Source organism: Candidatus Sericytochromatia bacterium, assembly GCA_035285325.1.
Lineage (GTDB): Bacteria > Cyanobacteriota > Sericytochromatia > S15B-MN24 > JAQBPE01 > JAYKJB01.
Genome location: JAYKJB010000061.1, coordinates 37,311 through 63,462, shown reverse-complemented (window position 1 = coordinate 63,462; position 26,152 = coordinate 37,311). Strand labels below are relative to the sequence as shown.

Sequence of the window (26,152 nt, the reverse complement as noted above, 5' to 3'; positions counted from 1 at the left end):
TGGGATGCGAGGTTTTTTCATCACTTTGGAAGGCCCGGAAGGGGCAGGCAAGAGCAGCCAGCTGCATCAGCTGGCGGCGTGGTTGGAGGTGGACGGATACACCGTCGTCACGACCAAGAATCCCGGGGGCACCCCGATCGGGGGACAGATTCGGGAGATCTTGCTGAAACCGGCCAATCGAGAGCTCGTGCCACTGGCGGAGTTGCTTCTGTACGCGGCCGACCGCGCCCAGCACGTCGAAACCGTGGTGCGCCCCGCGCTGGCGCAGGGGAGTGTGGTCCTGTGTGACCGCTTTACCGATTCCACGCTGGCATATCAGGGTTTCGGGCGTGGGCTCGACCAGGCCCTGATCGGTTCGCTCAATCAGCTCGCGACTGGCGGTCAGCGGCCCGACCTCACCCTGCTGCTGGATCTCGCGCCCGAAATCGGGTTGGAGCGAATTGTGGCGAGTCGTCAGGTCGACCGCCTCGAGGTGGAGGCGATCGCCTTTCACCACCGCTTGCGCGCGGGCTATCTGGCGCTGGCGCAGGCTGAACCCGAACGTTTCGTCGTGGTGGATGCCTCGGCCAGCCCCAGCGAGGTTCAAGCGGCGTTGCGCACGGCGATCGCCGCGCGTTTGGGTGTGGCGACAGGGAGGTCCTAGGTGAATTTCGAGAAGCTGGTTGCGCTGACCCTATCCGTGTCCTGCGCCTTTGCCGCGGTCGGCGTCTGGCGTGACCGCGCTCAAGATGCGCCGCGAGGTGGGGCGATGCCAGGCGCCGCTGCGCCGTCGCTGTCGCGCGCCTGGGCGGCGCCCACGGCCGACCTGGTGGTGCTGTCGGTGGATGGCATGATCCTCGAGGGGGATGGCGGAGGCGGTCTGTCCGGAGGAAAAGCCAGCAGCCGCTCTCTGACCAAGGCGATCGCCCGCCTGCGCGAAGACCCGCCCAAGGCGCTGTTGATTCGGATCAACAGTCCCGGGGGATCGGCGGCGGCCTCCCAGGCAATCTATGACGAATTGATGCGCTTGAAACGGGAAAAAGGGGTCAAGATCGTCGTGTCGATGGGCGATGTCTGTGCCTCCGGGGGCTACATGATTGCAGCCGCCGCCGATCGGATCGTGGCCAACCCTGCGACGCTGACGGGCAGCATCGGCGTCATCATGCATCTGGCCAACTACGAGGGCTTGATGGGCAAGGTGGGGGTGCGTAGTGTGACGATCAAGGCGGGTCGTCTCAAGGACATTGCCTCGCCGGATCGCACCATGCGACCGGAGGAGAGACGCCTCTTGCAGGGCATCGTGGACGACACCTACGCCCTGTTTCTGGATGCGGTGGCGAAAGGACGAGGGTGGCCGCTCGACAAGGTTCGCGCCCTGGCAGAGGGACGGATCTATACCGGGCGTCAGGCCAAGGAACTGGGTCTTGTCGACGGCTTGGGCAATTTCGAAGTCGCCAAGGACGAAGCCCGACGCGTGGCGCGTTTGCCGAAAGACACCGAGGCCGAAGAACTCGACGGGGACGATTGGCAGCAACTCTGGAAACTTCTGGCGGTTCGCTCCGACCTGGTCTCGAATGTGGCCAGAGGGAATCCTGCGCTGGCCTCGCGGCTGTATGATCGCGTCCCGCTGATGTTGCTGGAATGAGCCTGATGGAAGCCGCTGCGCCTGTCCTTTCGCCGCCCGGATCGGGCGAGCCTCCCCGGGGCATCCTGCTCTGGTATCGGGTCATGTTTCGCCCCGACCAAGCCTTTGCGGCTTGGGGTGACGCCTTGCCACTGACACAGGCCTTGGCCGCGCTGTTTTTCGTGGCCGCTTGCTTGGCCTTCTCTCTCGCGCCGGCTGGTTTGGTACCCCTGGCCTCCACGTTCGCGGTGGCGCTGGGGTGGTTGCTGTGGGGGAGCCTGATCGTCAGTGCCGCGTTGTTTGCCACCGGCTCGCTGCTCGGGGGGCGAGGGGCCTGGCAGGGTCTGGTGGCAGCCGTGTCGTTCGCCACCCTGCCGCTCATGTTGGTGGGGCCCGCCTGCGCGTGGGGCCTGTCGGGGGGGCAGGGCCCATCCTGGGCTGCTCTGGTGGGCCTGATTGCGCTTCTGGCCTGTCTGCGGGGCCTGTTGGCGGCCCTCCGAGGCGTGATGGGGCTGACCGGTAATCAGGCCTCTTTGGCGTTATTGCTGGCAGAGTTACTGCTGGTGGCGATGCCCGTTCTGGCCGGGGTCCTGACCTTGCTGACGACCGCCTTGCTGGTGGCGTGATGGCGTGCCCCCGCGGCGTGATCGTCTCTGAACTTTAATTTTTCGTGAAATATTTGTTTATGTCTTTCCCGCTGCTCATGTCCTCCGAGGCCCTTGGGGCTGGAGAATCGGCCCGCAGAGCCCCACTCAGTCCTTGGCTCGGCTTAACCAGTCCTTAGTCAGGTATCCGCTTGCGCCGGGCAGATATTAAATGCCTGTCAATCGCTCCTCTACTTGGTTGTGAGCGCTTTCCAGATGGGTAGGACATGCTTGGGGCCTCCCCCGACCAGGGGGTGCGCTTGGCGCAAGCTCTGGTCCGCCGAGCCCGATAAGCTGCCTTGGTGTATTCCGGAGAGTGACTGGTTTTCTGGCTTTGCGGTCGCGTCCGCGGGCCGCTTGAATTGAAATTGCGTGCCCCCCAGGGGGAGGCGTCAGGAGGAACAACAGATGGCTTCCGACCTCAACAAGTCCGTCTCGCCTGCCGGCCGGCCAGCAAACCCGGTTCCCGTGCGGCCCTCGGACGATGCTGGGAGGCCAGTTCCTGCCCGTGACGCGGCGGCTTCACCGGCGGCAGACGCGCCCGCGGCGGCACGCCCCAAGGCCGAACCCAACCACGTGATGGGCTTCTTCGAAGGCTTCGTGCGCGAGGGCACCGAAACGGTGGCGGGCCTCTACACGCTCGTCACGACCAACCCCATTACCACCGCCAAGGGGCTGGTCTACATGGCCACGCACCCTGCTCAGGCGGTGCAGGCCATCGCGCAACCCTACACCACGGCCTACAAGGACGGCCGCTACGGCGAACTGGTGGGTCGCGCCGGCTTCCAGGTGCTGACCATGGTGCTGACGACGGGTGCCCTGTCCAAGGCCGATAAGGCCACCAAAGTCGCCCAGCCCACGGCCACGATGACCCAGGCGGCCACGCAGGTGACCGACGACTTCGCGCGGCACATCGCCTCGAAGAAGGCCGTTGCGGAGCTGGCAGGCTCCACCCTGAAGGGTGCGGCCTACAACAAGAAGCTGGCCGCCCTGACGGCGACATACGCAGAGGACGTGGCCGCGCGCTTGGCGAAGCGTGGTCTGGCCGAGAAGCTGGCCACCAACATTGCCGCGAGTGGTCTCGGCGATGAGGCCGTCACGCGCGTGATGAGCGCGGGTGGCAAGCACGTGGGGGCATCTCAAGCCTATCGGTATGCGACGCAGGCGCTCAAGGCCGGCATGAAACCCGAGGCGATTGCCGCGGAACTGGCCAAGCACGGCGTCAGCAAGACGGCCGCCGCGCAACTTCCGGTGGCCACCAAGCTGTTGATGTCCTCGGGGCCGAATGCCGCCCTGATCGCGGGGGCCGCGAATGTGAAATCCGCCGAGGCGATCGCCGCGCAGATGAAGCGGCTGAACACGCTGATGAACACCACCACGGACGATGCCCTGCGGGCCGGCTACAAGGGGCAACTCGACGCCCTGAAGGCGGCGACCGTGGCCCAACCCCGGACGGCCCAGCTGGTCGAATCCCTGCTCAAGGGACAGAAGATCGGTCGTTTCGAGCGGGCCGGGGCCTCCGTCGGCGCCGGGATCGACAACGTCGGGAAGGTTGGCGAGAAGATCGCGGAAGGCGGCAAGGCCGTCAAGAACGTGCTGGATGCGCCGAAGACGGTGGGGGATTATGCCCGCGTGGTCGGCAATGTGCCGGTCGCGATCGGCGCCGCCTTGGATGCGGCCTATGAGGGCACGATTGCAACGCTTCGCAAGGGCTTGGAGTTGCTCCCCCGGATTGCGTTGCCTGATCTCAGCTGGAGTGCCATTTCCAAGATTCGCGTGCCGTCGCCCTGGGAGATTCTGACGGCCCCGGTGGCCGTTCCCTTGGGCGCGGCAGGCTGGGCGCTGCGCAACCCAGGTCGTGCCCTGGGGGCCCTGAGCTTGATGGGCACCACCGGCAATGTGGCGAAGCTGGGCGAAGCCCAAGCGGCCCGCGATGTCAGTGAGCGGATCGATGCGGATCGCATTGAACCGGGGTTCCGCTACTACGAATTGCGCGACGGGGACACGTTGGAGGACATTGCGCGTCGAGAATTGGGTGATGCCAAGCGCTGGGAAGAAATTTACGCGGCCAATAAAGAGTTGTTTGATTCCCTGGGTGAAGACGGGGTGATTGGGGTCGGCACGCGCATCAAGATTCCCCAGGCGAGTCAGACTGCCCCGGCTGCGCCCGCCACGACCGCGCCTGGCAGCGAAGAAGAGGCGAAGGCCTACAAGACCGCGCTGCTGGCAGCGTTGTCGAGCGAACTGGCGACGACGGGCGACGCGGAAACTCGCAAGGTCCTTGAGGCCATGAAAGCTCGGCTTGAGGGCATGCCTCCTGCGGAGGTGCTTGCCTTGCGCCCTCGTCTGGAAGAGCAAGGCATCATCGTGACGCCGCCGCCTGCGGCCGTGCCGCCGACAGAGGTGACCGGCCCTGCTCCCACCAGTCAAGCCGGGCCCACGAAACCCGGGGAGGGGTCTGCGACTCCGGCGGCCCCCGCTCAGGGGCCTGCGGCGCCCTCAACACCGGCAGCTTCCCCGCAGGGCCCTGCGTCGCCTTCGGCTCCGTCGACCGCTCCCGTGGCCTCCCCGGCTGGGCCAGCGGTTCCTCCTGCCGCCCCCGCAGCGGCTCCGGCCGCTCCCCCCGCTCCGCCCTCTCCTTATACGGTCAAGGAGGGCGATACATTGTGGGATATCTCCGGCCAGCGGCTCGGTGACCCCAGGCGCTGGCGCGACCTGGTCGACGCCAACGCGAAGCGTCACCCCAACCTGAGCCAGAATCCGGATTTCATCTTGCCTGGTTGGAAGCTTGACCTGCCGGTTTCGCCTCCAGCTCCCTCTGCGCCGCCACGGCGGGGTGAAGCGGCCCCGCCCTCGGTGACACCGCCCACAGGGCCCGTCCCGCCCAACGCTGCGACTCCGGTGGCGCCATCGACGCCCCCAGCGACCGCTCGCCCTGCGGCTCAGGCTCCTGCGGCCCCAGAGACGGCGTCCGCACCCGTGCCCGCCGCCCCTAGCGGGAGTCAACGCGCAGAGCTGGTCAAGCAGTTCAACCTGGCGCCGGAAGGCTCCAATTTCGACGCTTTTTGGCGCGAGGTCAGTGCCTACCCGCAGACCGCTGTGGGTCCTGATACCGGCACCGAAGCGGACCGGAAGGGTCTCCAAACGTTGCTGAAAAACCTCGGATATGAGGTGGAAGTGACGGGCGATTATTTCGAAAAGGGGGCGGATGGCCAGCCCAAAACCGATGCGCAAGGGATGCCCGTCAGCCCGACCGCTGCGGCCGTGATTCATTTCAAGCGCTTGGCCGGCATCAAGCAGTCGTATCAGGTGCTGGGGGGGGATGGGAAGCCGCAAGCCGATGTCAACGAGTACGTTGATGCGCGGACCCGGGAAACGATGACGGTGGCCCTGCGCTTGCTGCAGAATCCGGACCTCCGGCAAAACGAGACCATGGAGGCCGCGGCCCGTGAGGCGGCTCGCTTGCAAGCGTCGTCCATCGGTCCCGAGGTGGGTTCCCGGGAAGGTCGTCAGCTGGTCCAGCAGTATCTCGCAGCCTTGGGCTACGCGGTGCCGACGAGCGGCCAGTTCGATGAATCGACCACCGAGGCGATTCTTGACTTCAAGCGGAGGCGGGACATCGCGGCGGGCTTCAAGGATGACAAGGGGCAGGCGGTGTACACCCCCTATGTGGATGGCCGGACGGCGGATGCCTTGCTCAACGCCGTTCAAGAGTCAAGCCGGACGCCCTAGAGCGACCAAATTCGAAGGGGCGCCTGCGGGCGCCCCTTTCCCTTGAAGGAGGATCAGGCGTGAAGCACAGGACCGGGCTCTTGGCCCTTGGACTCGTGACGATCGGATTGCTCGGACAAGCTGCCCTCGCGATGGCTGCCAAGTCACAGGCACCGCGCGAGGACCAGGCGAATCGGCGACTTGGCTATCTCGATACGGTCGACGCGCCGCCGACCCTCAAGCCCAAGCAGGCCTTTGTCGTGCATCTGCAGGGAAATCTCCCTGACCCCAGCTGGGCTTGCGCGGAGCCTGAGGTGATGACGGGAGACGGGGTTGTCACCGTTCGGCCCTGGTTGCGGCGGGTGACCACGGAGCCCGTCATGCAGGTCCTCGTTCCCTTCAAGCTCGATGTGAAGGTGCCGGGCCTTGCGCCTGGGCGCTGGGTCCTTGAGGTGCAAAGCTTTGGCGGCAGCGTGTCGACCCGAAGCATTGAGGTGAAGCCCTGAGCTGACCTCCCCCGGGTCGGCTGGATGGATCGTTCAGCCGACGGGCTCCAGTCTGTCCCGTTCCTTCCGCTCCGAGAGCGCCAGAAAGACCAGGAGTAGCGAGATGTCCGCGGGGGTGACACCGCCCACGCGGGAGGCTTGTCCGATCGTGCGGGGCCGAATGCGGTCCAGTTTGTCCTGCGCTTCGCGCGACAGCCCTTTGATCGCCCGATAGTCCAGGTCGGCCGGCAATCCCTTGGATTCCAGTTGTTGCTGGCGCTCAATGGCCATCTGCTGGCGCTTGATATAACCCTCGTACTTCACCTCGATGCTCAGTTGCCAGGCGACCGCGGGAGCGAGGCTGAAGCCCGCTTCCTCAGGATCGGGCAACAGCAGTTCCACCGGGATGGGCGGGCGCCGTAGCAACTCTTCGCGTGTGTAGACCCGTTCGATCGATTCGCCGGTCTGGGCTTGCAGGCGTTGGGCGAGCGGGGAGCCCGGATAAACCTTGGCCTGTTTCAGCCAGGCCAGTCCTTGGGCGATCGCCTCGCACTTGGCCTCGAAGCGGCGCCAGCGCTCGTCATCGATCAGGCCGATCTCGCGTCCCAGTGGCGTCAGACGCTGGTCGGCATTGTCCTGTCGGAGGGTCAGGCGGTGCTCAGAGCGCGAGGTGAGCATGCGATAAGGGTCGCGGATATCCTTGGTTACCAGGTCGTCGATCAAGGTTCCGATATAGGCCAGGGTGCGAGGGATGACGACAGGGGCGCGGCCCAGGGCCCAGTGGGCGGCGTTGATGCCCGCGACCAGGCCCTGGGCGGCCGCTTCCTCGTAGCCGCTGGTGCCGTTGATCTGGCCAGCCGTGAACAAGCCTGGCACCTGCTTGGTCATCAGCGTCGCGTGCAACTGGGTAGCCGGAATGCAGTCGTATTCCACGGCGTAGCCGTATCGCACGATCCGGACTTGCTCCAGGCCAGGAATCGTTCGGACGAATGCGTCCTGAACGTCCTCCGGCAGGCTGGTCGAACATCCCTGCAGGTACATCACATCTTGCAGCGCCGTCTCAGGTTCGACAAAAACGGGGTGCGACTCCTTGTCCGGGAAGCGCACCACCTTGTCCTCGATGGAGGGACAGTAGCGCGGACCGATGCTGGCGATCTGCCCCCCGTAGATGGGGGAACGATGCAGGTTGGCCTGGATCACCGCGTGCGTTTCCAGCGTGGTGTGGGTCAGCCAGCAGGACAGACGTGGCAAAGGATTGGGCGGCCTGGTCGGGTCGTGATCGAGGCAAAAGGGAGGCGGTGCCTCGTCGCCTTGCTCTTCGCTCATGCGCTGGTAGTCAATGGTTGCGGCATCGAGGCGAGGCGGCGTGCCGGTTTTGAGACGATGGAGTTCGAAGCCGAGTTTCCTCAAGCTGTCGGAAAAGCGCTGGGCCGAGGGTTCTCCCGCCCGGCCGGCCACGGTCTGGCGATCGCCCGTGTGGCAGATCCCATTCAAAAAGGTGCCCGTGGTCACCACCACCGCGCGCGCGCGCAGCGTCTCACCCTGCGCACTGGTGAGAATCAGCTCGCCATCAGCGCCGACTTCCAGGGCGTCGATGTGGCCTTCTTTCAAGCTCAAGTTGGGCTGAGAATGGCAGATGTCTGTCATATAGGCGCTGTAGCGGGCCTTGTCGCTCTGCGCTCGGAGGGCCTGCACTGCCGGCCCTTTTGATTCGTTCAGCACCCGCACCTGCAAGGCGGTGGCATCGGCGGCCTTGCCCATTTCTCCGCCCAAGGCGTCGATCTCGCGCACCAGGTGCCCCTTGGCCGGTCCACCGATGGCCGGATTGCACGGCATGGTGGCGATCGCCGACAGATTCAGCGTCACCATCAGGGTGTTGGCGCCCAGACGCGAGGAGGCCAGCGCCGACTCGACCCCGGCGTGGCCGCCGCCGATGACGATGACGTCCCACACGGGATTCGACACGATGAATTCGCCTTTCTCAAGCAAGGGAGCGCGGGGGGCAGCCCCATCAAGGTCCAGCTCGCGCCATCAGGCACCGAGCGCGACACCGCTCTCTTGATTTTATCAGTTCTTGATCAGAGCCGTCGTGAGCGTGTTCAGGCGATCCTGACCCTAAAAAAGTAGGTTTCGAAGCAAGTTGAAGTTTAAATGAGCTATAAGAAGGTCGTAAGTTACAATTAACGATGACCTGCTTCTGCCCATTGTAACGGTCTTCGCGCCGAAAGGAGTTCTCCTCGAATGAATCGCCAACTTTCCTTGGCACTGGCTGCCAGCGTCATGCTCGCTTCCACGGCTGGTTGTGCCAAGTCAGTCAATCCTTCGGCCGCGGTGGCACGGACGCAGGAGGCCATGTTGGTCGCCGGCAAGCCGATCCCGGGCAAGTTCATCGTCAAGATGCGCCCCGGTCAGGTGCTGCGGATGCGCCAGGGCTCGGGCACCAAGGCCGAGCGGGCCATCGATAGCCTGAACATTTATGGCGTTGAGGCGCCGGCGGGTCGCTCCATCAACGAACTGAAGCGTGAATTCGGGCCTGGCGTGGAATACATCGAGCCCGATGTGACGATCACCTTGGCCGACGGCCTGGACACGCTGACCAGTGGCTTCACCGCCAAGACGGAAGCGCCGAAGGAGACCTTCAACGACCCGATGGCCAAGGACCAGTGGGGCATCGCCAAGACCCAGCAGGCCGAGGCGATCGCGGCCACCAAGGGTGGCTCCAAGGACGTCGTGGTGGCCATTGTCGACACCGGCGCCGACCTCGGGCATCCCGATCTCAAGGAGAAACTGGTCAAGGGTTACAACGCGACCGGTGTGGGCGGTCTGTTCGGCGTGGGCAGTCCAGCCGACGACAACGGCCACGGAACCCACTGCGCCGGTATCGCGGCGGCGGTGACCAACAATGGCGTGGGCATTGTCGGCATGGCCGTCAACTGCAAGATCATGCCCGTCCGTGTTCTGGCCGGTGCCGGTTCTGGCTCCTTGCTGTCAGTGGCCAAGGGCATTACATGGGCGGCTGACCATGGCGCGGATGTCATCAGCCTGAGCCTGGGAGGCCCTGGAACCATGGCCTCGCTGGGTGAGGCCGTGGCGCACGCCTTGAAGAAGAATGTCGTTGTGGTGGCGGCGATGGGGAACAGCGGCCATCAGGGCAACCCGATCTCCTATCCGGCGGCCTACCCCGGTGTCATCTCGGTGGGGGCGACCGATGCGGACGACAAGATCGGAATGTTCTCCTCCTTCAACAAGTACTGCTCCGTGAGCGCCCCTGGGGTGAAGATCTTCGCGACCACGCCCACCTACGATGTGTGGTTGACCAAGAACAGCGGCGGTCGGATCACCAAGGAATACTCCTTCATGACCGGGACCTCGATGGCCACCCCTCTGGTGGCTGGGCTCGCCGGCCTGGTGCGCTCGAAGTACCCGGGCATGGCGCCTGCCCAGGTCAAGGAACTGCTTGAGAAGACGGCCGACAAGACGCCTGATATGAACGGCGAAAACTGGAACGAGAAGTTCGGTTTCGGTCGGATCAACGCCTACAAGGCTGTCACCTTCAGCGCTCGCTGACCTTCAGCTTATGGCCCCGGCCGCATCGGCCGGGGCCTTTTTCATGGCTACCTCGCTCAGGGCCGGAGGGTGACAAGTCTGTTTTTTTCCTGCTCCCAGGCCGCCCATCCCGCAGCCAGCAAGACTGCTTGCTTCCCTGTGGCGCCAAGTGCCGTTAGACTGGTGCAGCCCTGTCGCGCGAGGTCGTCCTTGTCTTCCCTGACGCGTTTGCTGCTTTCAAGTCTGGTCTGTCTCCTCGGGTGGATGCCGCATTCTGCGCACGCCCAGGAGGCCGATCCGTCCCGGCAGGCGTATGAACAGGCGCTGATCCAGGCCAAAGGCGAGTTGAAGCGGATAGAGGGACGCCTGGAAAGTGCTCGTGTCGCCCATCTCGATGTTCCGTTGGCGCGGGCTGGCGTGAGTCTCTCGATGGCGAAAATGGCCATTGAGACCGCGGCTCTGACATTGCGCACGGGCGGGGCGCAGACGGAGGTCCGCGCCTGGCTCACCCGCGGAGAGGGGTATTTGCGGGAAGCAGCGCTTCATTTGCTGCCATCGCGAGGCGCTGAAACCCGGGGCATCCTGCTGGATGCCTCCAGCTTGCCGCGCTCCGAGTCAGGTATTGTGGCCCTCGTCCAGCAGTTTGCGCGGGCCCATTTCAACGTGCTTCTGCCGGAGGTGTGTCGACGCGGCTATGCCATCTATCCCAGCCAGTTGCTCGACCGCGATCCGGACTTTCGCCAGGACCTGGATGTCCTGCAGGTCCTGATTCGGGAGGCGCACCGTCGCGGGATGGAAGTGCATCCCTGGATCTGGACCTTCCGGGTGCGTTCACCGGGGTTTGGCAATCCCCTGCTGGGGCATTTGCCGGCCTTGGCGGCACGGGCCGAAGGGAAAGAATCGCGATTTCTGAGCGCGGCCCATCCCGATGCCCGCGATTTCGTCTTGCGAGCGGTTGAGGAACTGACCCGCCATTACGATGTGGACGGCCTCTTGCTGGACTACATTCGATACGACGAGGCCATCCCAGAAGACGAGGTCAGCAAAACCCAGTTCGCCCTGGCTTACCACGCCCAGCACGGGGTTTACCCGCCTGATCCGTTGCCCGCAGACTCGCCCTTGCGGCTTGAGTGGCAACTCTGGCGTGAGCAGCAGGTGCACACCACGGTCCAGGAGATCGCCGCTCGCGCGCGTGTTCATCGCCCGCACCTGGCCATCTCGGCCGCCGTATTTCGGGGGGAGGCCTATGCACGGGCCGCGAAACTTCAGAACTGGCGACATTGGATGGACAATGCCTGGATTGATTGGCCCTCGCCGATGCTCTACACGGGCAAAACGCAGGAGCTTTCTCGTTGGTTGTCCTGGGAGACGGACCGACACACGCGGCGAAATCTACTGGTTCCCATTCTGGGCTTGCATCGCTTTGACCAGCCCAGTGACCTGTTCGAGCAATGGGCCGAGTTGAGGGCGGAGCACGTCCCCGGCGGTTTCTTGTTCGCCCTGGGGCATTTCGATCTGGCGCGACTGGAGGACCTTCGGGCAGGCCCCTTCCGGGAGCCGGCATTGCTGCCTCATCGCAGCTTTCCGCGGGCAGTCCGAAAGACCCTGGCGCAGGTCATGCAGCATTTGCGTCTGGTCCACGCCCAAGGTGATTTCGAGGCGGCGGCCACGGCCTTGATGCTGCACGAAGAAGTTCAGCGGATCAGCCAGAGCCTGCCTCTGCGTGATCGGGTCTATTATCAAGCCCCGGCCCTGCGGGAGCGTCTGCGCCAGGTGCGGTCTATGGCCGAATTGGCGCCGTGGCCCCTCGCCGCGCGCAGAGAATTCCTGTCGCGCATGCTGTATGCGGATGCGCTGCTCGCAGCCAATCAGCATCGCGTGGAGGCGAACCGCTACGTTCCACCTGCTCCGCCTCCCCGCGAACGTGCCGAAGAGCGCGCTGGCGGCCAGGGCGACTGATATGCCACGCCTGCTCCTGCCGGCTGGGCCGGTGCAGGGTCGCCTCCTCGTGTTTGATAAGGATGGCGTGCTGGTAGACTTTCATCGGCTCTGGGGGGCGATGGCACGGGCCAGGGCGAGCGCCGTCGCCTCTCAATTCGCGGCTCCCGATCTGGTGTCCGGTCTTTTGGCTGCTTGGGGTGTCGCCCCGGACGGGGCCATCGACCCCGATGGGGTCTTGGTGGTCGGTCGTCGGCAGGATGCCTTGGAGGCTGCGCGGCAGGTCGTTCGTGGGGCCGGGCGATCGGTTGCAGACATCGAGGCCGGGGTGCAGCTGGGTTTTGAAACCGTCGACCGCACGTTTTCGCGTCTGGCGCATACTCAAGCATTACCAGGCGTCTGGCTTACCTTGCGTGGGCTTCAGGCCCAAGGCTGGCGCTTGGCGCTCGCCACCTCCGACCACAGCCGACCCTCGTCTGAGTTTCTTGAGGCCCTCGGGGTACTGCCCTGGTTCGATGCCGTGGTGGGGGCTGACCTCGTCGCGCGCGGCAAGCCCTGGCCTGATTTGTTTTTGTTGGCCTGTGAGCGGGCCGGAATTGCACCTGGCGAGGCTTGGATGGTTGGAGATGCCCCGGCTGACTTCGAGATGGCCCGTGCGGCTGGAGCCGCTGGAGGGATTGGGGTGTTGTCCGGGGTGTCGGATGCGGCGCGCTTGGGCCTCTGGACCCCGCACGTCTTGCCGGGCGTATTTGCCCTACAGACGAATCCGGGCGCCCATCCAGTCCCATCCCCATTCCTGGAGGGGCCAGCGAGGCACGACGATCCATTCGATCAGTCCCATGCGGTAGGCGATTTCCGGTGACAGGAGGACGGCTTGTCCCCCGGGTTCGTCCAGGCTGGTGTCGTAAGCTTGAATGCCGAGTCGCAGCGTCAACCCCATTTCGAGCATGAGAGAGGTGGTCATGCCGGCTTGCCAGCCCCACAATGCGGCATTGTCGGGTTGGCCGACAATCAACTCGCGAATGTGCGTGGCCGCGCCAGTGAAGGCGATCCCGATGCCTGATTGCTCTTCGTCCACCACCTTCAAGACCGCCCGGTAAGCCCAGCTACGCGGTTGTAGCACGTGATCCACGGCCGCCCCCACGCTCAAGGGGGGCAGCAAGGCAAAATCGAGTGAAGCCGGGCCTCCCATGCCATAGGTCAAGGCGAGTTCCTTGTCGTGAAAGTCGGCCTTGGCTTCTCGGAAGGGCGGATGATTCGGGTTTCGGGCTTGGGCAGGCAGGGGCCCGAGCAGGGAGAGCACCAGCAGCGCAGATAGCAGGCCGGACAGACGCAGGAGTGGCATAGTCGCATCTTACTCTAATCGCTGGGGTGAGACCAGGGAAGTGCTGCTGATGCGAGGCGGCGAAGCCTGTCCCGGCGCGGATCACCGCACACGCCTGCCATTTGGGGTATGACATGGGGGTGGCTCGCGGTCGGAGCGTGTTGTGGCGTTTCAGTATTCCCTGCAACGGGTGCTCGAGCTGATCGAGCGCAAGGAACAAGAGGTCGACGCCAAAGTGATGGCGGCGGCGGCCCGGCGCGACCAGGAAGTGGCCAAGCTCGCCGAGATCGAGTTTCGCCGGGTGTCGGCCCAGAAGGGCCTGAACGCCCAGATGGCCCAGGGGGCGACCTCTGATGTGGCGGCTCACCACGACTACATCCAATTTCTCGGCCAGAAAATGGGGGCCCAGCAGCGGTCTCTGCAGGAAGCAGAACAATCCCTCAAGGCCATTCAGTCGGTTCAAGAAGCGGTGCGGCGGGAGCGAAAGAAGCTGGAAAAGCATCGGGAAATGAAGCGGGCTGAATGGCAAGAACAGGAACGCCGCAAGGAAGCGCGACGGATCGATGAGATGGCCGGGACCATCTTCATGAAGCGTCGACTAGTGCTGGAGGAAGAGAACCGCGAACTGGCGGAACGGCTCGAGAAGATGGAGAAGCTGCGGCTATTGAAATTGTTGCGCGAGCGTCGCGAGAGGGAGCATCGCTGATGCTGCCCTTGTCGTTTGCCACGCCCACGCCTCCGCCATTGCCTTCCCCAGCCAGCGAACAGGCGCTCAGGGCTGAGCAGGACAGACGGGAACAGCCCTCTCCGGCAGGGCGCACCCGAGCGGAGGTCGACTTCGCAGCTCTCGTGCAGCGTGAACTGGCACCTCCGGGATCCCTCTCGGTGGCTTCACCTTCGCTTCCTCTGGGTGGGAGTGTCTCGGGAGCGTGGTCACCCGGCCTCTCCGAGCTGTTGGCCTCGCCGGTCGTGACGGGGCTCCCAGGGGCTGCCGTGACGCCAAAACGTCGTGTCGAGCCAGGTTTCGGTCCAGAGGACCAGGAACCCCCTCGAGACATGGGGCTTGAGGGCAGGGAACCCCGGTTTTCGGCATCAGAGACGCCTGTTATCTTGCAGCTCCTGCCCTGGCTGCCACCGGTGGGAGAATTTTCAGCTGCTTCGGAGGGGGGCCACGTGGCGGGCGAGGTGCCGCGGCTGGTGTTTGGACAGTTGACCCAGGCGATTCGCAATGACCAACCTGTCAGCCACCTCGACTTTCACCTGGATCCCCCGGCGCTGGGGCCGGTTCACCTTCATGTCAGCTACCAGCAAGGCTTGGTGGAGGTTCAGTTGACGGCACAAACCCTACACGCCAAGTTGGCCTTGGAGCAGCAGGTCGGGGCGATTCATCAGATTCTGACCACCTCTCATTTTGTGCCCGGGCCCCTCAAGGTGGTCATGGCCCGCTCAGCGACTGGGGGAGCAGGCGCTCGCCAAGATCCGGGTTCGGCCCCTTTCCAGCAAGGGGCTCGCCGCCGCCGGCCGTCGCAGGGCGACCAAGTCGTCGATCTGGTCTGACGACTGCTCAGTCGTCCGACTCCCAGTAAGCGTGAGGGAGCGGCACGCGGGTCAAGGGCTCTGTCGACCCGCACACGGGGCAGCCTGGGGACTCTGTCGAGGCCAGGGTTGCCCGGCAAGCGGGGCACGCCACGAGGAGACGGGTGCGCCCCCATCCCCCGATCCCTTCGTGGTAGCCCCGTTGCAGCCAGTCAAGGGCCTGTTCTTGTGGCAGGCCTTCTGGCCATTCGCTCCAACTGCCTCCGCTCAGCAAGCGAGCGCACGTCGCTTCCGTCGCCAAAAGCTCCTCTTTGGCTGAACTGACGTCCACGCCTGGGAGGCCTGTGGTGTAACGCGGACGGTCGGTCACGTCCTTGATGATGCCGAACTCCCTGCGATCCAGTCGGGCGAAATGGCTGGCGGCCAAGGGAGCCTCGGTACATTGCAGGTGCACCTGTAATTTTCCCGAGCTGCAGAGCTCCGCGGTGCAATGTGCAGCCGTTTTAATCAGTTGCACACCTTCCGCCCGTGCGCTTGGCGACGCCTCTGGTCTCACGCCGCTGAGGAGGAAGACCGCCTCAGACAACCCGACCAGGTTGAGCAAGGCCAGCGGGGGCCCCAGGCGATCGCCCAGCGCCTCCTCGGCCCCGGGTGGCTGGCTGCCTGGCAGGTGGGTGTTCAAAAGTATCGGGAAAGCCCTCGCGGGGCGCCTTGCAAGGCTTTCGAGCCTGTGGGTGAGGTGTTGGTAGGCTTCCGCGATGGTGGTTTGCAGGGCCGCGGTGGTTTCAAAACCTTGACGCTTGGATTGCAGAATCAGCCGTGGCAAATTGATCGACAGTCTGGCGAAAATGGTTGCATTGCAGGGCGCTGCGGGTACGTCTGCAAGGCGGGCGACCTGACCGAATTGCCAAGCTGGCGTGCGCTCAGAACTGAAGGACATATTCGACGCGTGCGGGAAGGCCGCCAAGGCCAGCTTGGTGAGATCGTGGTTGGGGTCGCCGGGGGCCAGGTTGACGCCCTCTTTCAAGCAATACGTCACGTGCGGCGCGCCCCAGATGTCGTTCTGGCCGTCTTCCCGGCCCATCAGGGTCAACAGGGCGGAGGTGATGGCGCGTGCCTGGGGCCTTGTATCCAGGCCGATCTGCAGCGTGATTCGCGGCAAGGCGCGGGCACCAACGGCCAAGCTGGTGTTCAGATGATAGGCGAGTGCCTCGACGGCCCCGTCAATGCTCTCGGACGAGACGTCTGCATCGATCAGGTCGGCCCAAGCCGATTCAAAGTGAGGGATGGTGCCGCCCCCATGCACTTCGTTCTGAAAGGCGTGGACCAGAGCCGACGTCAGCGCGGGCAGAGAAGCGAGTCGACGCGAGGCCCTCAAGTGGCTATGGCCACAGTGAAATCCCGATTTCAAGGCAGGGGCGAGGGCCAAGCTGGCGCTGTGGGGGCTCAGGTCATAGTGGCTGAGCGCATGCATGAACCAGGAACCGCTGCGGTGCGCCTCCGCCTCTCGGTCGCGCAGCACGCGATGTAGGTAAAAGTCTCTCGCTGCCGCGCATCCGACGGCATGGTGCTTGGCCGCGGACATCGGGCCTTCTCCTTCGCTGGGCTGATTCCCCATTTTCTCTGCGACCAGGTTCATCCAGGCAGACTGTGTCTCGCGGATCCGGCTTCGCTTGGCACGGTAGAGAATGAAGGCCTTGGCCGTCCGGGCGTGCCCCTGTTCGATCAGCGTTTTTTCGATCACGTCCTGAACACGTTCGACGCTTGGCAGGGTTATATCTGGATGGGTTTTGGAAAGCGAGGTCACCACCAGATCAGTCAGTTCCTCGGCCAGACGATAATCGCTTCCCTGCAGAGACTGCGCGGCTTTCATGATCGCCGTGACGATCTTGGAGCGATCGAAGGCCACGACACGTCCGTCGCGTTTTTTGATCTCCAGAGGGTTCGTACCGGGCGATTTCATGTATCACTCCTCGAAAGAATTTTGATCCGGAAAAAACGTCAAGCACCACGCCGCGCGAGGCTGAAATGGCAGGCGTTCAACCAGGTTGATTTTGTGCGTTTCGCACATTCGCTTGACCTGGTGCCTGGGCATAATGACCGCGAATCAGTGTAAAGACCAAATTCAGGTTTGACTTCATCTTAGTCTGAAGTCGGACGCTCGGGCAGGGCCCTCCCACCCCGCTCGCCCAGGGTGTGTCCTTAGCTGGTCGCGATGAAGAAGGTTTAAAGACTATGATACCGGATTCGTTTTTCAAGCCATTGATGGCACTTGGGGTGTTTGCCGCAGCGCTGGGTGTCTCCCAACCCGACGTTGCGTGTGCCGCTCCTGATGCCTTCCAGGTGGCGGTCGTGGGAGCCGCCAGCTACGACTACGATCGGGATGAACTCCTGGTCCCGGTCACGGGTGGAGATCCTCGGGTCCATGTGCAGCAACTGTCGCCGCGGCAGTTCGTGGCGGATCTCACGGGCTGTCAACTTCTGGGCGGCTCCTCCATGGGGAACCGCTTGCGTTACAGCCCGCTGGCCGGCTGGTCACTGTCCTCGGAACCGTCGCTCAGCGCTGTCAGGCTTCGTTTGACCCTGCGCGAAGGGGTGAAGCCAGAAGCGCGCTACGATCAGAACCGCGGTTTCGTGGTGTTCTCGTTCGCGCGGCGCGCAGAGGCTCGGACGGTCAAGACGGCGGCGGCCCAGACCCCCGAACCGGTGCTGCCGCTCCGTCCCTCCCGGCCTCCGCTGGTGGGGCTGACGCCGAAGCAGGTTCGCGGGCAGGCGGCTGAACTGGAGCGCACGCTCGCGGCCAGGCCCGCCACGCAGCAGGCGGAAGCCGGTGGCAAGTCTAGCCGCGAGGCTGACAGTCCGGCTGTTGCACCCAAAACCGGTGCCCGGCCGTCTGGCGAAGTCCAGCGCGCGGCGTTGCCAACGGCCCCGCAAGCGGCGGCGGCTGGCAGCGACCTCAAACCGGTGGCCCTGGTGTCGCACTCGCACGGCGCAGGCCTGCGTGCCGAGATGATGGGTGAGGCCACGGCCGGGCGGCGGTTGTTGAGCCGTCCCGTCGCGATGCCACTGGTGCTGCTGGCCGCTGCCAATCAGTCCGTGGTTCGTCGCGTGCCCTCTTCCTTGCGGCTCGTCCGCTGGGGGGGCGGAACCCACAAGAATCGCCGCCTTGTGAAGTCGACGCCTCATCGTTTGGCGGCTCGTCCGCTGGTTCGCCTCGGCCTTCCTCACGTCGATCAGGCTGAGGGCCATCTGGTCGTGCCCGTGTTGAAGGGGAGCCTGTCCGCCGAAGCCCTTCAATCGGTTCGCCTGAACAAGCGGTGGTCTTACATCGATGTGGCGGGAGCCCTTCCAAGTTTCCAAGGCGTTCGTTATGAGGAACGCCCGGACTTTGCCTTTCAGCGCTGGGTGATGGCCCGGCGTCCGGGACAGACCGTGACGCGTCTCTCGTTCGCTTCCGGTGTCTCGGTCCGGCTGGACCATCAGCTCAAGCAAGATGCCTTGGTGGTGGCGGTCGTGCCAACCGAGAAAGTACTGGCGAACCTGGTCAACCCGAACTGGGTGGCCGAGGGCAAGCCCGCATCCACGGGAAATAGTGACGGGAAGTCCATTTCCGAATCCCGGCCAGGCCCAGTGGTGGCTGAAGCCGGTTTGCCAGCACCTTCCGGCGAGCCTCGTCTGGAGCCCATCGCGCCCAAGGACGCGGTGGTGCGCCGCAACCCCGCCCCCGCCGGCGTGATCGAGACTCGCCTGCGCCGCCCCTTCTATGACGCTGAGCGGTTTGGCTTGGCCATTCCTTACGAGGGACGGACGCCGTTGTTCCGCTGGGCAACCAAGTCGGCGAATCTGGCTGTGATTGAACTGAAAGCGGACGTGCTCAGTGCCACGCATCTGCAGGAAGAGGCCCGGCGTCAGCTGGCCTGGGGCAGCTGGAAGTTGAGCCGCCGGGGTCGCCCGGGTCTGCTGGCGCTCGAGATGAGCTTCACCAACCCTTCGGAGGTATCGATTGCCGCAGATCCGGAGCGTAAGCAACTGCTGGTGATTCCTCAGCCTAAACTGAGCCAGGTGGCCGTGGCTGAAGGCTCTGCCGTGCGCTCTTCGCTCTCCAACGTCTCGGTCGACACCCAAGGAGATAACCTGTTCATTCCGTATCAGGGCGAAGTGCCGCGCTACGTGATCGAGCAGGTGACGCCTACCTTCGCGTACGTGGTCTTCGAAGCGGCTGCCCTGAAGGATGCCGGTGTTCAGTTCCAGACGCCAGCGATGCACCCGATGTTGAACTACACCCTGGTGACGCAACCGGATGGAACCAGCACGGTTCGGCTGGCCCTCTCCCTGACGAAGCCGGCCTCCACGGCGGTGTATCAGGACCCCACCAATGCCCGACTCGTGGTCTCCTTCGGCCAGGATGTGCCGGTGGTGCAGAACAACGACACCAAGGCGCTGAGAGTGCCTGAACCCTGGCCTGGCGCTCTGAGAGAGGCGCCTGGCGTGCCGACCTCCGGCCTTCAGACCAACTCCTGACGTCTGACCGTCAAGCTCGCTCATCCCTCCGGGTCGCCGGGGGGATGAGCCTTTTCGCACGGATGAACCTGACTGTCTGAATCGGCCGAGGCGCTCACGCCCCCTTGAATTAGACTGACCTCAAGAGCATTGAGGTGTGTCGTGAAGCTTGGCTTGATTGGAAACTGCCTGTTCGCGCTGCTGCTGGTTGGTTGCCATTCTCCTTTACAAGTGGCCGAGACCAGGCCCGTGGGAGTCCTCCCGGTGCAGACTCGGCCTGTTCGGGCGGCTTCCGAATCAGCGGCGGTGCCTTGGAATCTTGAGCAGATTGAGCTCCCCTCGGCCTCGACAGGTCAGTCGGTGGTGGTGGCTGTACTGGACACGGGGATCGATGCAGGGCATCCGGCATTTCAGGAGCGCGTCTACGCCGGCATTGATCTGGTTGGCCCCGATCTCTATCGCGCGAGATCAGGGCAGGTCGACTACAGCTTTCGCGATGGGAATGGTCACGGAACCCACGTGGTCGGCATCATTCTTGCCGCTTCCGCCGGCTTTGATGTGCGGGTTCTTCCCGTCAAGGTGATTCCCTGTGAGGGGGTTGGCAATGACGTGGCCCTCGCTCGCGGCATCGAGGCGGCCCTGGCGTGGCGTGACCCGAGCGACCCTCACACTCGGGTTCAGGTGATCAATCTGAGTCTGTCCAGTCCCGAACCATCGGAACGATTGGCGGGAGCGATTCGGCGCGCTGCTGCGGAAGGCGCGTTGCTGGTTGCTGCCGCCGGAAATGATGGGCAATCCGTCTCTTTTCCCGCGTCGATGGAGGAGGTTCTGACCGTGGGGGGAACAGGTCTGACTGGAGAACGGGTCGCTTATTCCAGCTTCGGGGCGCCTCTTGATTTGCTGGCGCCTGCTGGGGACGACTCGGCGCCGATTGTGTCGGCCTGGCCTACCTACCTCACCGTGAGCGACTGGCAGGCGGCAGAGGTCTCCCGCGAGATCTGGGCTGGCCTGATTGGTACCTCCATGGCCGCTCCCCACGTCAGTGCGGCGGCTGCCGTTCTGTGGGGCCTGGAACCGAGCCTCTCGGCGATGCAAGTGCGAGCCCGCATCCTGGCGGCCACGGATGATCTGAACCTGACCGGACACGATTCCCAGACCGGCTATGGACGGCTCAATCTGTCGCGCGCCCTGCGCTTGTCGGAGCACGATCTCCACTGATGCCTGCGCGTGTGGGGCATGGTGGTCAGTGCGCCTTCGGAGTCCTGCTGGCTGGACTACTGTTCGGTTGTGCGGCCTGGCCGACATCGACCCAACTCACGTCACTGTCGGGTCGGGTGGTTGACCCCATGCGCCGGCCCCTCCCGGGCACGGTGGTCACCGATGGGGTGAACAGCGTGATTTCCGATGGGCTCGGTCATTTTCGCTGGAAGGGCCGGGCCAATGCCCTTTCGTTTATCAAACCTGGGTTCTCTGACAAGCTTGTGCCGCTCAAGTCGGGGCTGTCCCTGCCGGTTGAATTGAGGGTTTCCAGTCTGCGTGGCCGATTGGCCTGGCGCGTGGACGGCGCCAGGACCGAACTGTCGGGGCTGGAATCCGCGCTGGGGGCGTGGGCCAAGTCCAAGCTGCGGCGTTACCCGGAGGTTGATCTCAACCAGGTCGACTTGCTGGTTCTGCTGATGCCACGCGGGCTCGCCTCTTCGGAGACGATACGGATACTGAACTGGGTGCGACGCGGGGGACGCCTGCTTGTCTGTGGGGAGTGGGGAGGGGAGCGGGACTTCGACAAGACTTGCGTGAACGCCTTGGTCCAACCGGCCGGCATCCAGTTCACGGGCGCTACGCTCAAAAGCAATGCGGAAGACCCTTTCAGGCTGGTGGTCACGACACCGGAAGCTGCGCCGCTCCTCTCTCTGGAAGCGCGGGACGCCGTGACCATGTGGGGGACGTGTGAACTGAGCTTGAGCGGTCCGGCCAGGCCCCTGTTGGTCTCCAAAACCAGTGCCTACTCGGTTCTGGCAATCGGCGATAACCACGTGGTCGCGGCGGTTGGACCGCTCGGACGTGGGAAGGTCATGGCCGTTGCCGATACGTCTCTCTGGCGGGATTCCGATTCGAGCGGCGTGGGCAAGCCAAACCTCGAGACGGGTGCCAATCGACGACTGCTCGAACGTCTGCTCGTCTGGTGAGACGGGGGCGCTGCAATTATACTGGGGGGGTCTCGGTGAAGCGTCATGGGAAGCGCGTGGCCCACCGTGGGACATTGTGGCGCGTGGGGGCCTTTCGTTGTCGATTTCCTTTCGTGGACGCCGGATCGAAGTTCACGGTGTTCCCAATCTGCTTCTCGGCGGGGAATTCCAATATTTCAGGCTTCCGCGGGCCCGCTGGCGAGAAACGCTACAAACACTTCAATCTGCGGGCCTCGATTCGGTTTCGGCTTATGTTCCATGGGTCTGGCACGAGTGGGAGCCGGGTCATTTTGATTTCACGGGGCAAAGTCATCCCGATCGTGACCTCGTGGGATTTTTGGACCTTTGCGAAGAGCTTGGTCTTCCCGTGTTCATCAAGCCTGGGCCGTTCATCTTCGCCGAGTACCAGGGATTTGGCATTCCATTGTGGTTGCAGGAGCGCCATCCCGAGTGCTTGATGGTGGTTCATCGGCCCCAGGCCTTTCCTCAGCCTGCCTTGAACCATCCTGGTTATCTGGCGTTGGTCCGCGCCTGGTTCGAGCAGGTGGCGGTCATTCTGCGTCCCTATGTGGGGCGAGGCGTGGTGGTGGCCCTTCAGATCGACAATGAAACCGGCTATCCGCAGTTCGGGCAGGGGCCTCACCTGACGGACCGGAATCCAGAGACGCTCTCCCTGCTACGCCTGGTCTTGAAGGAACATTTCGGTACGGTTCAGGCCCTCAACGCGGCCTGGGGGACTTCATTCGTGTCTTTCGATGCGGTGGAGCCGCCAGAGGAGAGGCAGTTCAATGCGGCGCAGATGGACACCATGGCCCGCTGGGTCGAGGATTACATCGTCCGCTATCTGACTGCATTGCGCGATATGTGGCTGGAACTGGACCTGGGGATATTCCTGTTCCTGAATGACATCTGGCTGGATTCCTGGCCTTCTCATCTTGGCAAGAAAAATCGCGTTGCGCCGCTCGCCTTCGACATTTATCCCCGCTATTCCGATTTGCCGGTCACCTTCGATCAGCCGTTCAGCATTTCTTACGTCCCGCGCTTATTCGGATCGTGTTTGCAGGACGGACCCTTGATGTCGGCCGAACTGGGGGCCGGCTGGTTGGATCCGGGATGTCAGGTGAGGAACGAAGCGACCTTTCTCAGTGCCATGGCGGCCTATGCCCACGGCACTCAAGCGATTTTCTTTTACATCCTGGCCGATGGGCGTGATCCCGACGGGGATTACGTGTTTGATTCCTTCGTGGGCCTCGATGGGGAGCCTACGGGACGGCTGGCGGTGCTGAATCGCTTGGCCGACTTCAAGCGACATTGTGGCGCCGTGCTCGCGGAAACGCAGGAGGTTGCCTCTCCCATTGCGATTTTGCACAATCCTGCGGTGACGCGGGAAATGATGTCGGCTGCCTTGGACCCGGTGGGGGCCTTCTTGAAGGGGTCCCAACGTCCCATTGATGAGGTCATGACGATTGTGTCGGTCAATGCCGGCTTGTTTGGCGCCCTGGCTGAATCGGGACATCAGCCCACCGTATGCAACCTGGAACAGGTGAGCCTCGAAACGTTGCGCCGTTTTCAGGTGGTTTTCTTCAATGCCATCGGGGTTCTGGACGCTCGGAATCGGCAGAAACTCGAACAATTTGTGCGGGAAGGTGGCACCCTGGTCACGCTGGGTACGCCGTTCGAGGAAAATACGTATCTTTTTCCAGCGACCGTGCAAGCGGTTTCGAATCCCCAGTCGTGGTGGGTGATGGGGCGGATCGCCTGGGATTACGTGCGATTCTACCTGCGCGTGGCCCGGTCCTTTCGCCACCGCCTTTGTGCCTACACGGTGGAGGGCATGTATCCCGCCATGCTCTTGAACAAACACGCCACGCGGGCGGGGCTCTGGCTGCGAAGCGGTCTGGATGGAGCACGCATCTGGGCTTCGCGCCTGGTGACCCTGTCGACGCCGCGTGGCGAGGTGGAACCCTTGCTGTGGCAAGGAAAACGCTTGGCCGGCTATGTGGCCCGTCTTGGGGGGGGGCGAAGTGTCTTTCTGGGAACCCTTCTCGGCGCGGCCTTCGATTCGCCTGGCTATTATCTGGACGAACCCGCCAACAAGGCGTCCATCAAGGCGTTCCTGCAACAGTTGCTTCACGGGTGGGGCGTCACGCCTTTCGTCACGCCTGCCTCGGACCTGGAACTGGTGGTGCGAGAGGGGCCGGATTGGCGGATGGCCTTCGTGCTGAATCGGGGCCCCCAGCGGGCGTTTGACTTGCAACTGCGGATGGATTGGCGAGGGTGGAGGTTTCAGTCGGCTTGGGGGACGGAATCAGCAAGACTGGAATGGACCGGTGAGCGGCTGATCGGGATCGTCGCGACAGAAGACGTGCTGGTCGGCATTTGGAAACGCTCCGATGCAGCCTGAAAATCATGAACGACAGCCCCTTGTCGAGCGGTCGCAACAGCTGGCTTGGACTGACGTCGATGACGAGGGCGATGAGGAAGAGGCATCCTGGCTGGAAGTCTACCCACCTTGGCTCGAGTGGGCTTCCTCGGTCCTGACACCTCAGGCGGCGTGGGTGGCTGTGGGTGCCGGTCTGCTGGGCGGGGTGACCGGGTGTTTTCAGTTTGCAACGCCGCTCTTCGAATGGTTTCCCTGGTTCGCGTATGGGTCATGGCTGTCGGTTGCGTTGGCGTGTGTTTTGTTGGCCTCGATGGTCGTGGCGAGCCGCCGTTGGGATCGGGGTCCCCTGCTGGTGGTGGGATTTAGTGGGCTGAGCTTCGCCTTGGCTCTGGCCAGTGTGGGGGCGAAGAGCCATTGGCAGCGAGGTTTGTCCGGTAACCCCTTCTACACCTTACCGGCGCAAACGGTGGCTTATGAGGTCGCGTCCGAGGAGGTGTCGCTTCGCACCTCGGATGGTGTCGACCTGCGTGCCACCTATCTGGGGGCTCGCCGGCCCTTCGCCCTGCTCTATGTGCCCTCCTGGCGGGCCCATCGACGGGCGTTTGCCGTGGTTGCCCTGGCCTCCTGGTGGGCCAATGATTTCGATGTGCTGGTGCTCGACCCACGCGGGCAGGGGGAAAGCGGGGGTTTCAAAACCCCTGACGCTCGCGAACGGCACGACGTGGCCGCCGGTGTGGCATACTTGCGCCAGCAGGGCCATTCGCGTGTCGCGGTGATTGCAGAGCAGGATGCGGCCCGGCCGGCGGTGTATGCCGCGGTGGAGGGGCGCAACGTGGACGCTTTGGTCCTGCTGGCGCCCACGCTGCGCTGGGCAGACTCCTTGGGCTCTCAATGGGACCCCCGTCATTTACCGGGCCGACTTTACTGGCGCGTCGCCGCGGGCTTGAAATTCGGTGGTGGGCCTCCGGGACCCTCGCTGGTTGAACTGTTGCAGCGGATCGCCCCAACGCCGGTCTACCTGATGGGCACCAATGCGGAGGCGGGCAGCACACTCGACACGCTGTACAAGGCCGCTCAGGATCCCAAGGGCTTGTTCAAGCTCGGCGGCGATGGTCAGCCTGTGGCCTGGTCACATGTGGTCGAGGTCTACCAGGCCGCTTCTCAACACCTGAGTTACTTCTTCGCCCCGCCCCAACCCAGCGCCGGGCTCAGTTCTGGCGAATGAGTTCAAGGACCTGAGACAGGCGGGCGTTGGCCTGAACCAGCATGGCTTGCGAGGCGGACTGAAGCACCTGCGCCTTGGTCAGGTTGGTGGATTCCACCGCGAGATCGGCGTCGCGCAGGGACGACTCGGCCGTGGCGACCGAGGCTTCAAACTTCTGTACGATTGTGAGATGCAGTTCGAGGCGTTGACTCACCGTGCCAAGATACGTCTCCTGCTGAAGGAGTCCACCCTTGGCCTTGTCGAGCGTGGCGAAGGCGGCGGACACGTTTTCCGGTGTTGACGGGTTGATCAGCAACTTGTTGGGATACATCTGGTCAAACGTGGTGCCGAGCGGAAAGCCCGGTTGGAGCATGCTGGGAGGCACGGGCATGGACGGTGGGGGGGGCGGGTACACTCCCAGCGTGCCGAGGAAGAGTTTAGCTTGTGGATCTTCGTATAGGGCCTTGTATCCATAAGCTTCCATGACCAGTGCCTTCATGGTGTCTCTCAGCGGGTTATAGTCGACCGCCATCGTGTCACCTGGATTGGTGCCCACCATGAAGTTCAAGACTCGGTCTGCCGTTTCATCGCCCTCAAAACTGACGCGAAAGTTCTTGGCGGTGATGTAGGCCTGAAACAGCACACCTTTCATGGTGTCCAGCTGTTTTTGATAGAAACCCAAGTTTTCCTGCGTGTTGGTTCCGTTGGCCGCTTGCACGACCACCTCGCGCATGTCTTGCAAGACGTCTACGATGCTCCGGATGCCGTCCTCGCCGATGCGGACGATGTTGATGGCGTCCTGCAGCGAGCTTGCTACCGAGCGCGCGGTGTTCACCTCGGTGCGGTAGGTTTCCGCGACGCTGAAGGCGGCAGGGTTTTCCCAAGACGTGTTCAGCTTGCTGCCGCTCGAAATGCGGTCCATGGCCTGATTGGTCTTCTTGGTGAAGTCGGAAACCCGGCTTGCCAGCATCGAGTTGTGAATCGTGGACAGCATGGACGTCTCCCTTGTCTACCGCGTGCCCATCCTTGGGCTCGCTCGGTTCGCCAACCCATGTGTCGTACCAAACAGGCAGAGACTTGAGCCCGCAACTC

19 protein-coding genes are annotated in these 26,152 nt (G+C 63.6%); 15 read left to right on the top strand and 4 right to left on the bottom strand.

Features of this window, described 5'->3' with window-relative positions; all coding sequences use genetic code 11:
• Positions 1 to 4 precede the first annotated feature (4 nt).
• The 5 genes from tmk (at position 5) to VKP62_08020 (ending at position 6,464) form a co-directional block, all read left to right on the top strand.
• Complete coding sequence (gene tmk / locus VKP62_08040) at positions 5 to 643, top strand: dTMP kinase (protein ID MEB3197141.1); 639 nt, start codon at positions 5 to 7, stop codon at positions 641 to 643.
• Positions 644 to 1,624, top strand: coding sequence for a signal peptide peptidase SppA (sppA, locus tag VKP62_08035; protein MEB3197140.1), 981 nt, complete (start codon positions 644 to 646; stop codon positions 1,622 to 1,624). It abuts the gene before it with no gap.
• Complete coding sequence (locus VKP62_08030; GenBank protein MEB3197139.1) at positions 1,621 to 2,229, top strand: YIP1 family protein; 609 nt, start codon at positions 1,621 to 1,623, stop codon at positions 2,227 to 2,229. Before sppA ends, VKP62_08030 begins: the two co-directional genes overlap by 4 nt.
• Before the next feature lie 426 nt (positions 2,230 to 2,655).
• Entirely contained in the window at positions 2,656 to 5,979 is a 3,324-nt protein-coding gene (locus VKP62_08025; protein MEB3197138.1) for a peptidoglycan-binding protein, read from the top strand.
• Between the two features lie 59 nt (positions 5,980 to 6,038).
• Entirely contained in the window at positions 6,039 to 6,464 is a 426-nt protein-coding gene (locus VKP62_08020) for a hypothetical protein (protein MEB3197137.1), read from the top strand.
• A 33-nt stretch (positions 6,465 to 6,497) separates the two neighbouring features.
• Here VKP62_08020 and mnmG read toward each other — a convergent pair whose 3' ends face one another.
• Positions 6,498 to 8,408 (bottom strand): tRNA uridine-5-carboxymethylaminomethyl(34) synthesis enzyme MnmG, encoded by a 1,911-nt coding sequence (gene mnmG, locus VKP62_08015; protein MEB3197136.1) that lies wholly within the window; start codon positions 8,406 to 8,408, stop codon positions 6,498 to 6,500.
• Between the two features lie 276 nt (positions 8,409 to 8,684).
• Here mnmG and VKP62_08010 point away from each other — a divergent pair, with 276 nt between their 5' ends.
• From VKP62_08010 to VKP62_08000, 3 genes are all read left to right on the top strand, one after another.
• Positions 8,685 to 10,010, top strand: a complete 1,326-nt coding sequence (locus VKP62_08010; protein ID MEB3197135.1) for a S8 family serine peptidase — start codon at positions 8,685 to 8,687, stop codon at positions 10,008 to 10,010.
• A gap of 189 nt (positions 10,011 to 10,199) precedes the next feature.
• Positions 10,200 to 11,948, top strand: coding sequence for a family 10 glycosylhydrolase (locus VKP62_08005; protein ID MEB3197134.1), 1,749 nt, complete (start codon positions 10,200 to 10,202; stop codon positions 11,946 to 11,948).
• A gap of 1 nt (position 11,949) precedes the next feature.
• Entirely contained in the window at positions 11,950 to 12,789 is an 840-nt protein-coding gene (locus tag VKP62_08000) for an HAD family hydrolase (GenBank protein ID MEB3197133.1), read from the top strand.
• Here the strand turns inward: VKP62_08000 and VKP62_07995 are convergent.
• Positions 12,682 to 13,272 carry a hypothetical protein gene (locus VKP62_07995; protein ID MEB3197132.1) on the bottom strand — a complete coding sequence of 197 codons (591 nt, stop codon included), beginning with the start codon at positions 13,270 to 13,272 and terminating at the stop codon, positions 12,682 to 12,684. The two genes, VKP62_08000 and VKP62_07995, sit on opposite strands and share 108 nt — an antisense overlap.
• A 142-nt stretch (positions 13,273 to 13,414) precedes the next feature.
• On the opposite strand from VKP62_07995, the gene fliJ reads away from it, so the two are divergent.
• Both fliJ and VKP62_07985 read left to right on the top strand, forming a co-directional pair.
• The gene (gene fliJ, locus VKP62_07990; GenBank protein MEB3197131.1) at positions 13,415 to 13,957 is read left to right on the top strand and encodes a flagellar export protein FliJ; all 543 of its coding nucleotides are present in this window, start codon (positions 13,415 to 13,417) and stop codon (positions 13,955 to 13,957) included.
• A 404-nt stretch (positions 13,958 to 14,361) separates the two neighbouring features.
• On the top strand, positions 14,362 to 14,808 hold the full coding sequence (locus VKP62_07985; GenBank protein ID MEB3197130.1) for a flagellar hook-length control protein FliK: 447 nt from the start codon (positions 14,362 to 14,364) through the stop codon (positions 14,806 to 14,808).
• Positions 14,809 to 14,815: 7 nt separating this feature from the next.
• On the opposite strand, the gene nrdD is transcribed toward VKP62_07985, so the two are convergent.
• Positions 14,816 to 16,750 carry an anaerobic ribonucleoside-triphosphate reductase gene (gene nrdD, locus VKP62_07980; GenBank protein MEB3197129.1) on the bottom strand — a complete coding sequence of 645 codons (1,935 nt, stop codon included), beginning with the start codon at positions 16,748 to 16,750 and terminating at the stop codon, positions 14,816 to 14,818.
• 272 nt (positions 16,751 to 17,022) lie between these two features.
• Here nrdD and VKP62_07975 point away from each other — a divergent pair, with 272 nt between their 5' ends.
• The 5 genes from VKP62_07975 to VKP62_07955 all read left to right on the top strand — a co-directional run bounded on the left by VKP62_07975 (position 17,023) and on the right by VKP62_07955 (position 25,081).
• Entirely contained in the window at positions 17,023 to 19,308 is a 2,286-nt protein-coding gene (locus tag VKP62_07975) for a hypothetical protein (GenBank protein MEB3197128.1), read from the top strand.
• Between the two features lie 141 nt (positions 19,309 to 19,449).
• Complete coding sequence (locus tag VKP62_07970; GenBank protein ID MEB3197127.1) at positions 19,450 to 20,505, top strand: S8 family serine peptidase; 1,056 nt, start codon at positions 19,450 to 19,452, stop codon at positions 20,503 to 20,505.
• Between the two features lie 128 nt (positions 20,506 to 20,633).
• Positions 20,634 to 21,473, top strand: a complete 840-nt coding sequence (locus VKP62_07965; GenBank protein MEB3197126.1) for a DUF4350 domain-containing protein — start codon at positions 20,634 to 20,636, stop codon at positions 21,471 to 21,473.
• Positions 21,433 to 23,877, top strand: coding sequence for a beta-galactosidase (locus tag VKP62_07960; protein MEB3197125.1), 2,445 nt, complete (start codon positions 21,433 to 21,435; stop codon positions 23,875 to 23,877). Before VKP62_07965 ends, VKP62_07960 begins: the two co-directional genes overlap by 41 nt.
• The gene (locus VKP62_07955) at positions 23,867 to 25,081 is read left to right on the top strand and encodes a hypothetical protein (GenBank protein MEB3197124.1); all 1,215 of its coding nucleotides are present in this window, start codon (positions 23,867 to 23,869) and stop codon (positions 25,079 to 25,081) included. Before VKP62_07960 ends, VKP62_07955 begins: the two co-directional genes overlap by 11 nt.
• Here the strand turns inward: VKP62_07955 and VKP62_07950 are convergent.
• On the bottom strand, positions 25,065 to 26,054 hold the full coding sequence (locus tag VKP62_07950; protein MEB3197123.1) for a flagellin: 990 nt from the start codon (positions 26,052 to 26,054) through the stop codon (positions 25,065 to 25,067). The genes VKP62_07955 and VKP62_07950 overlap by 17 nt on opposite strands.
• Positions 26,055 to 26,152 lie beyond the last annotated feature (98 nt).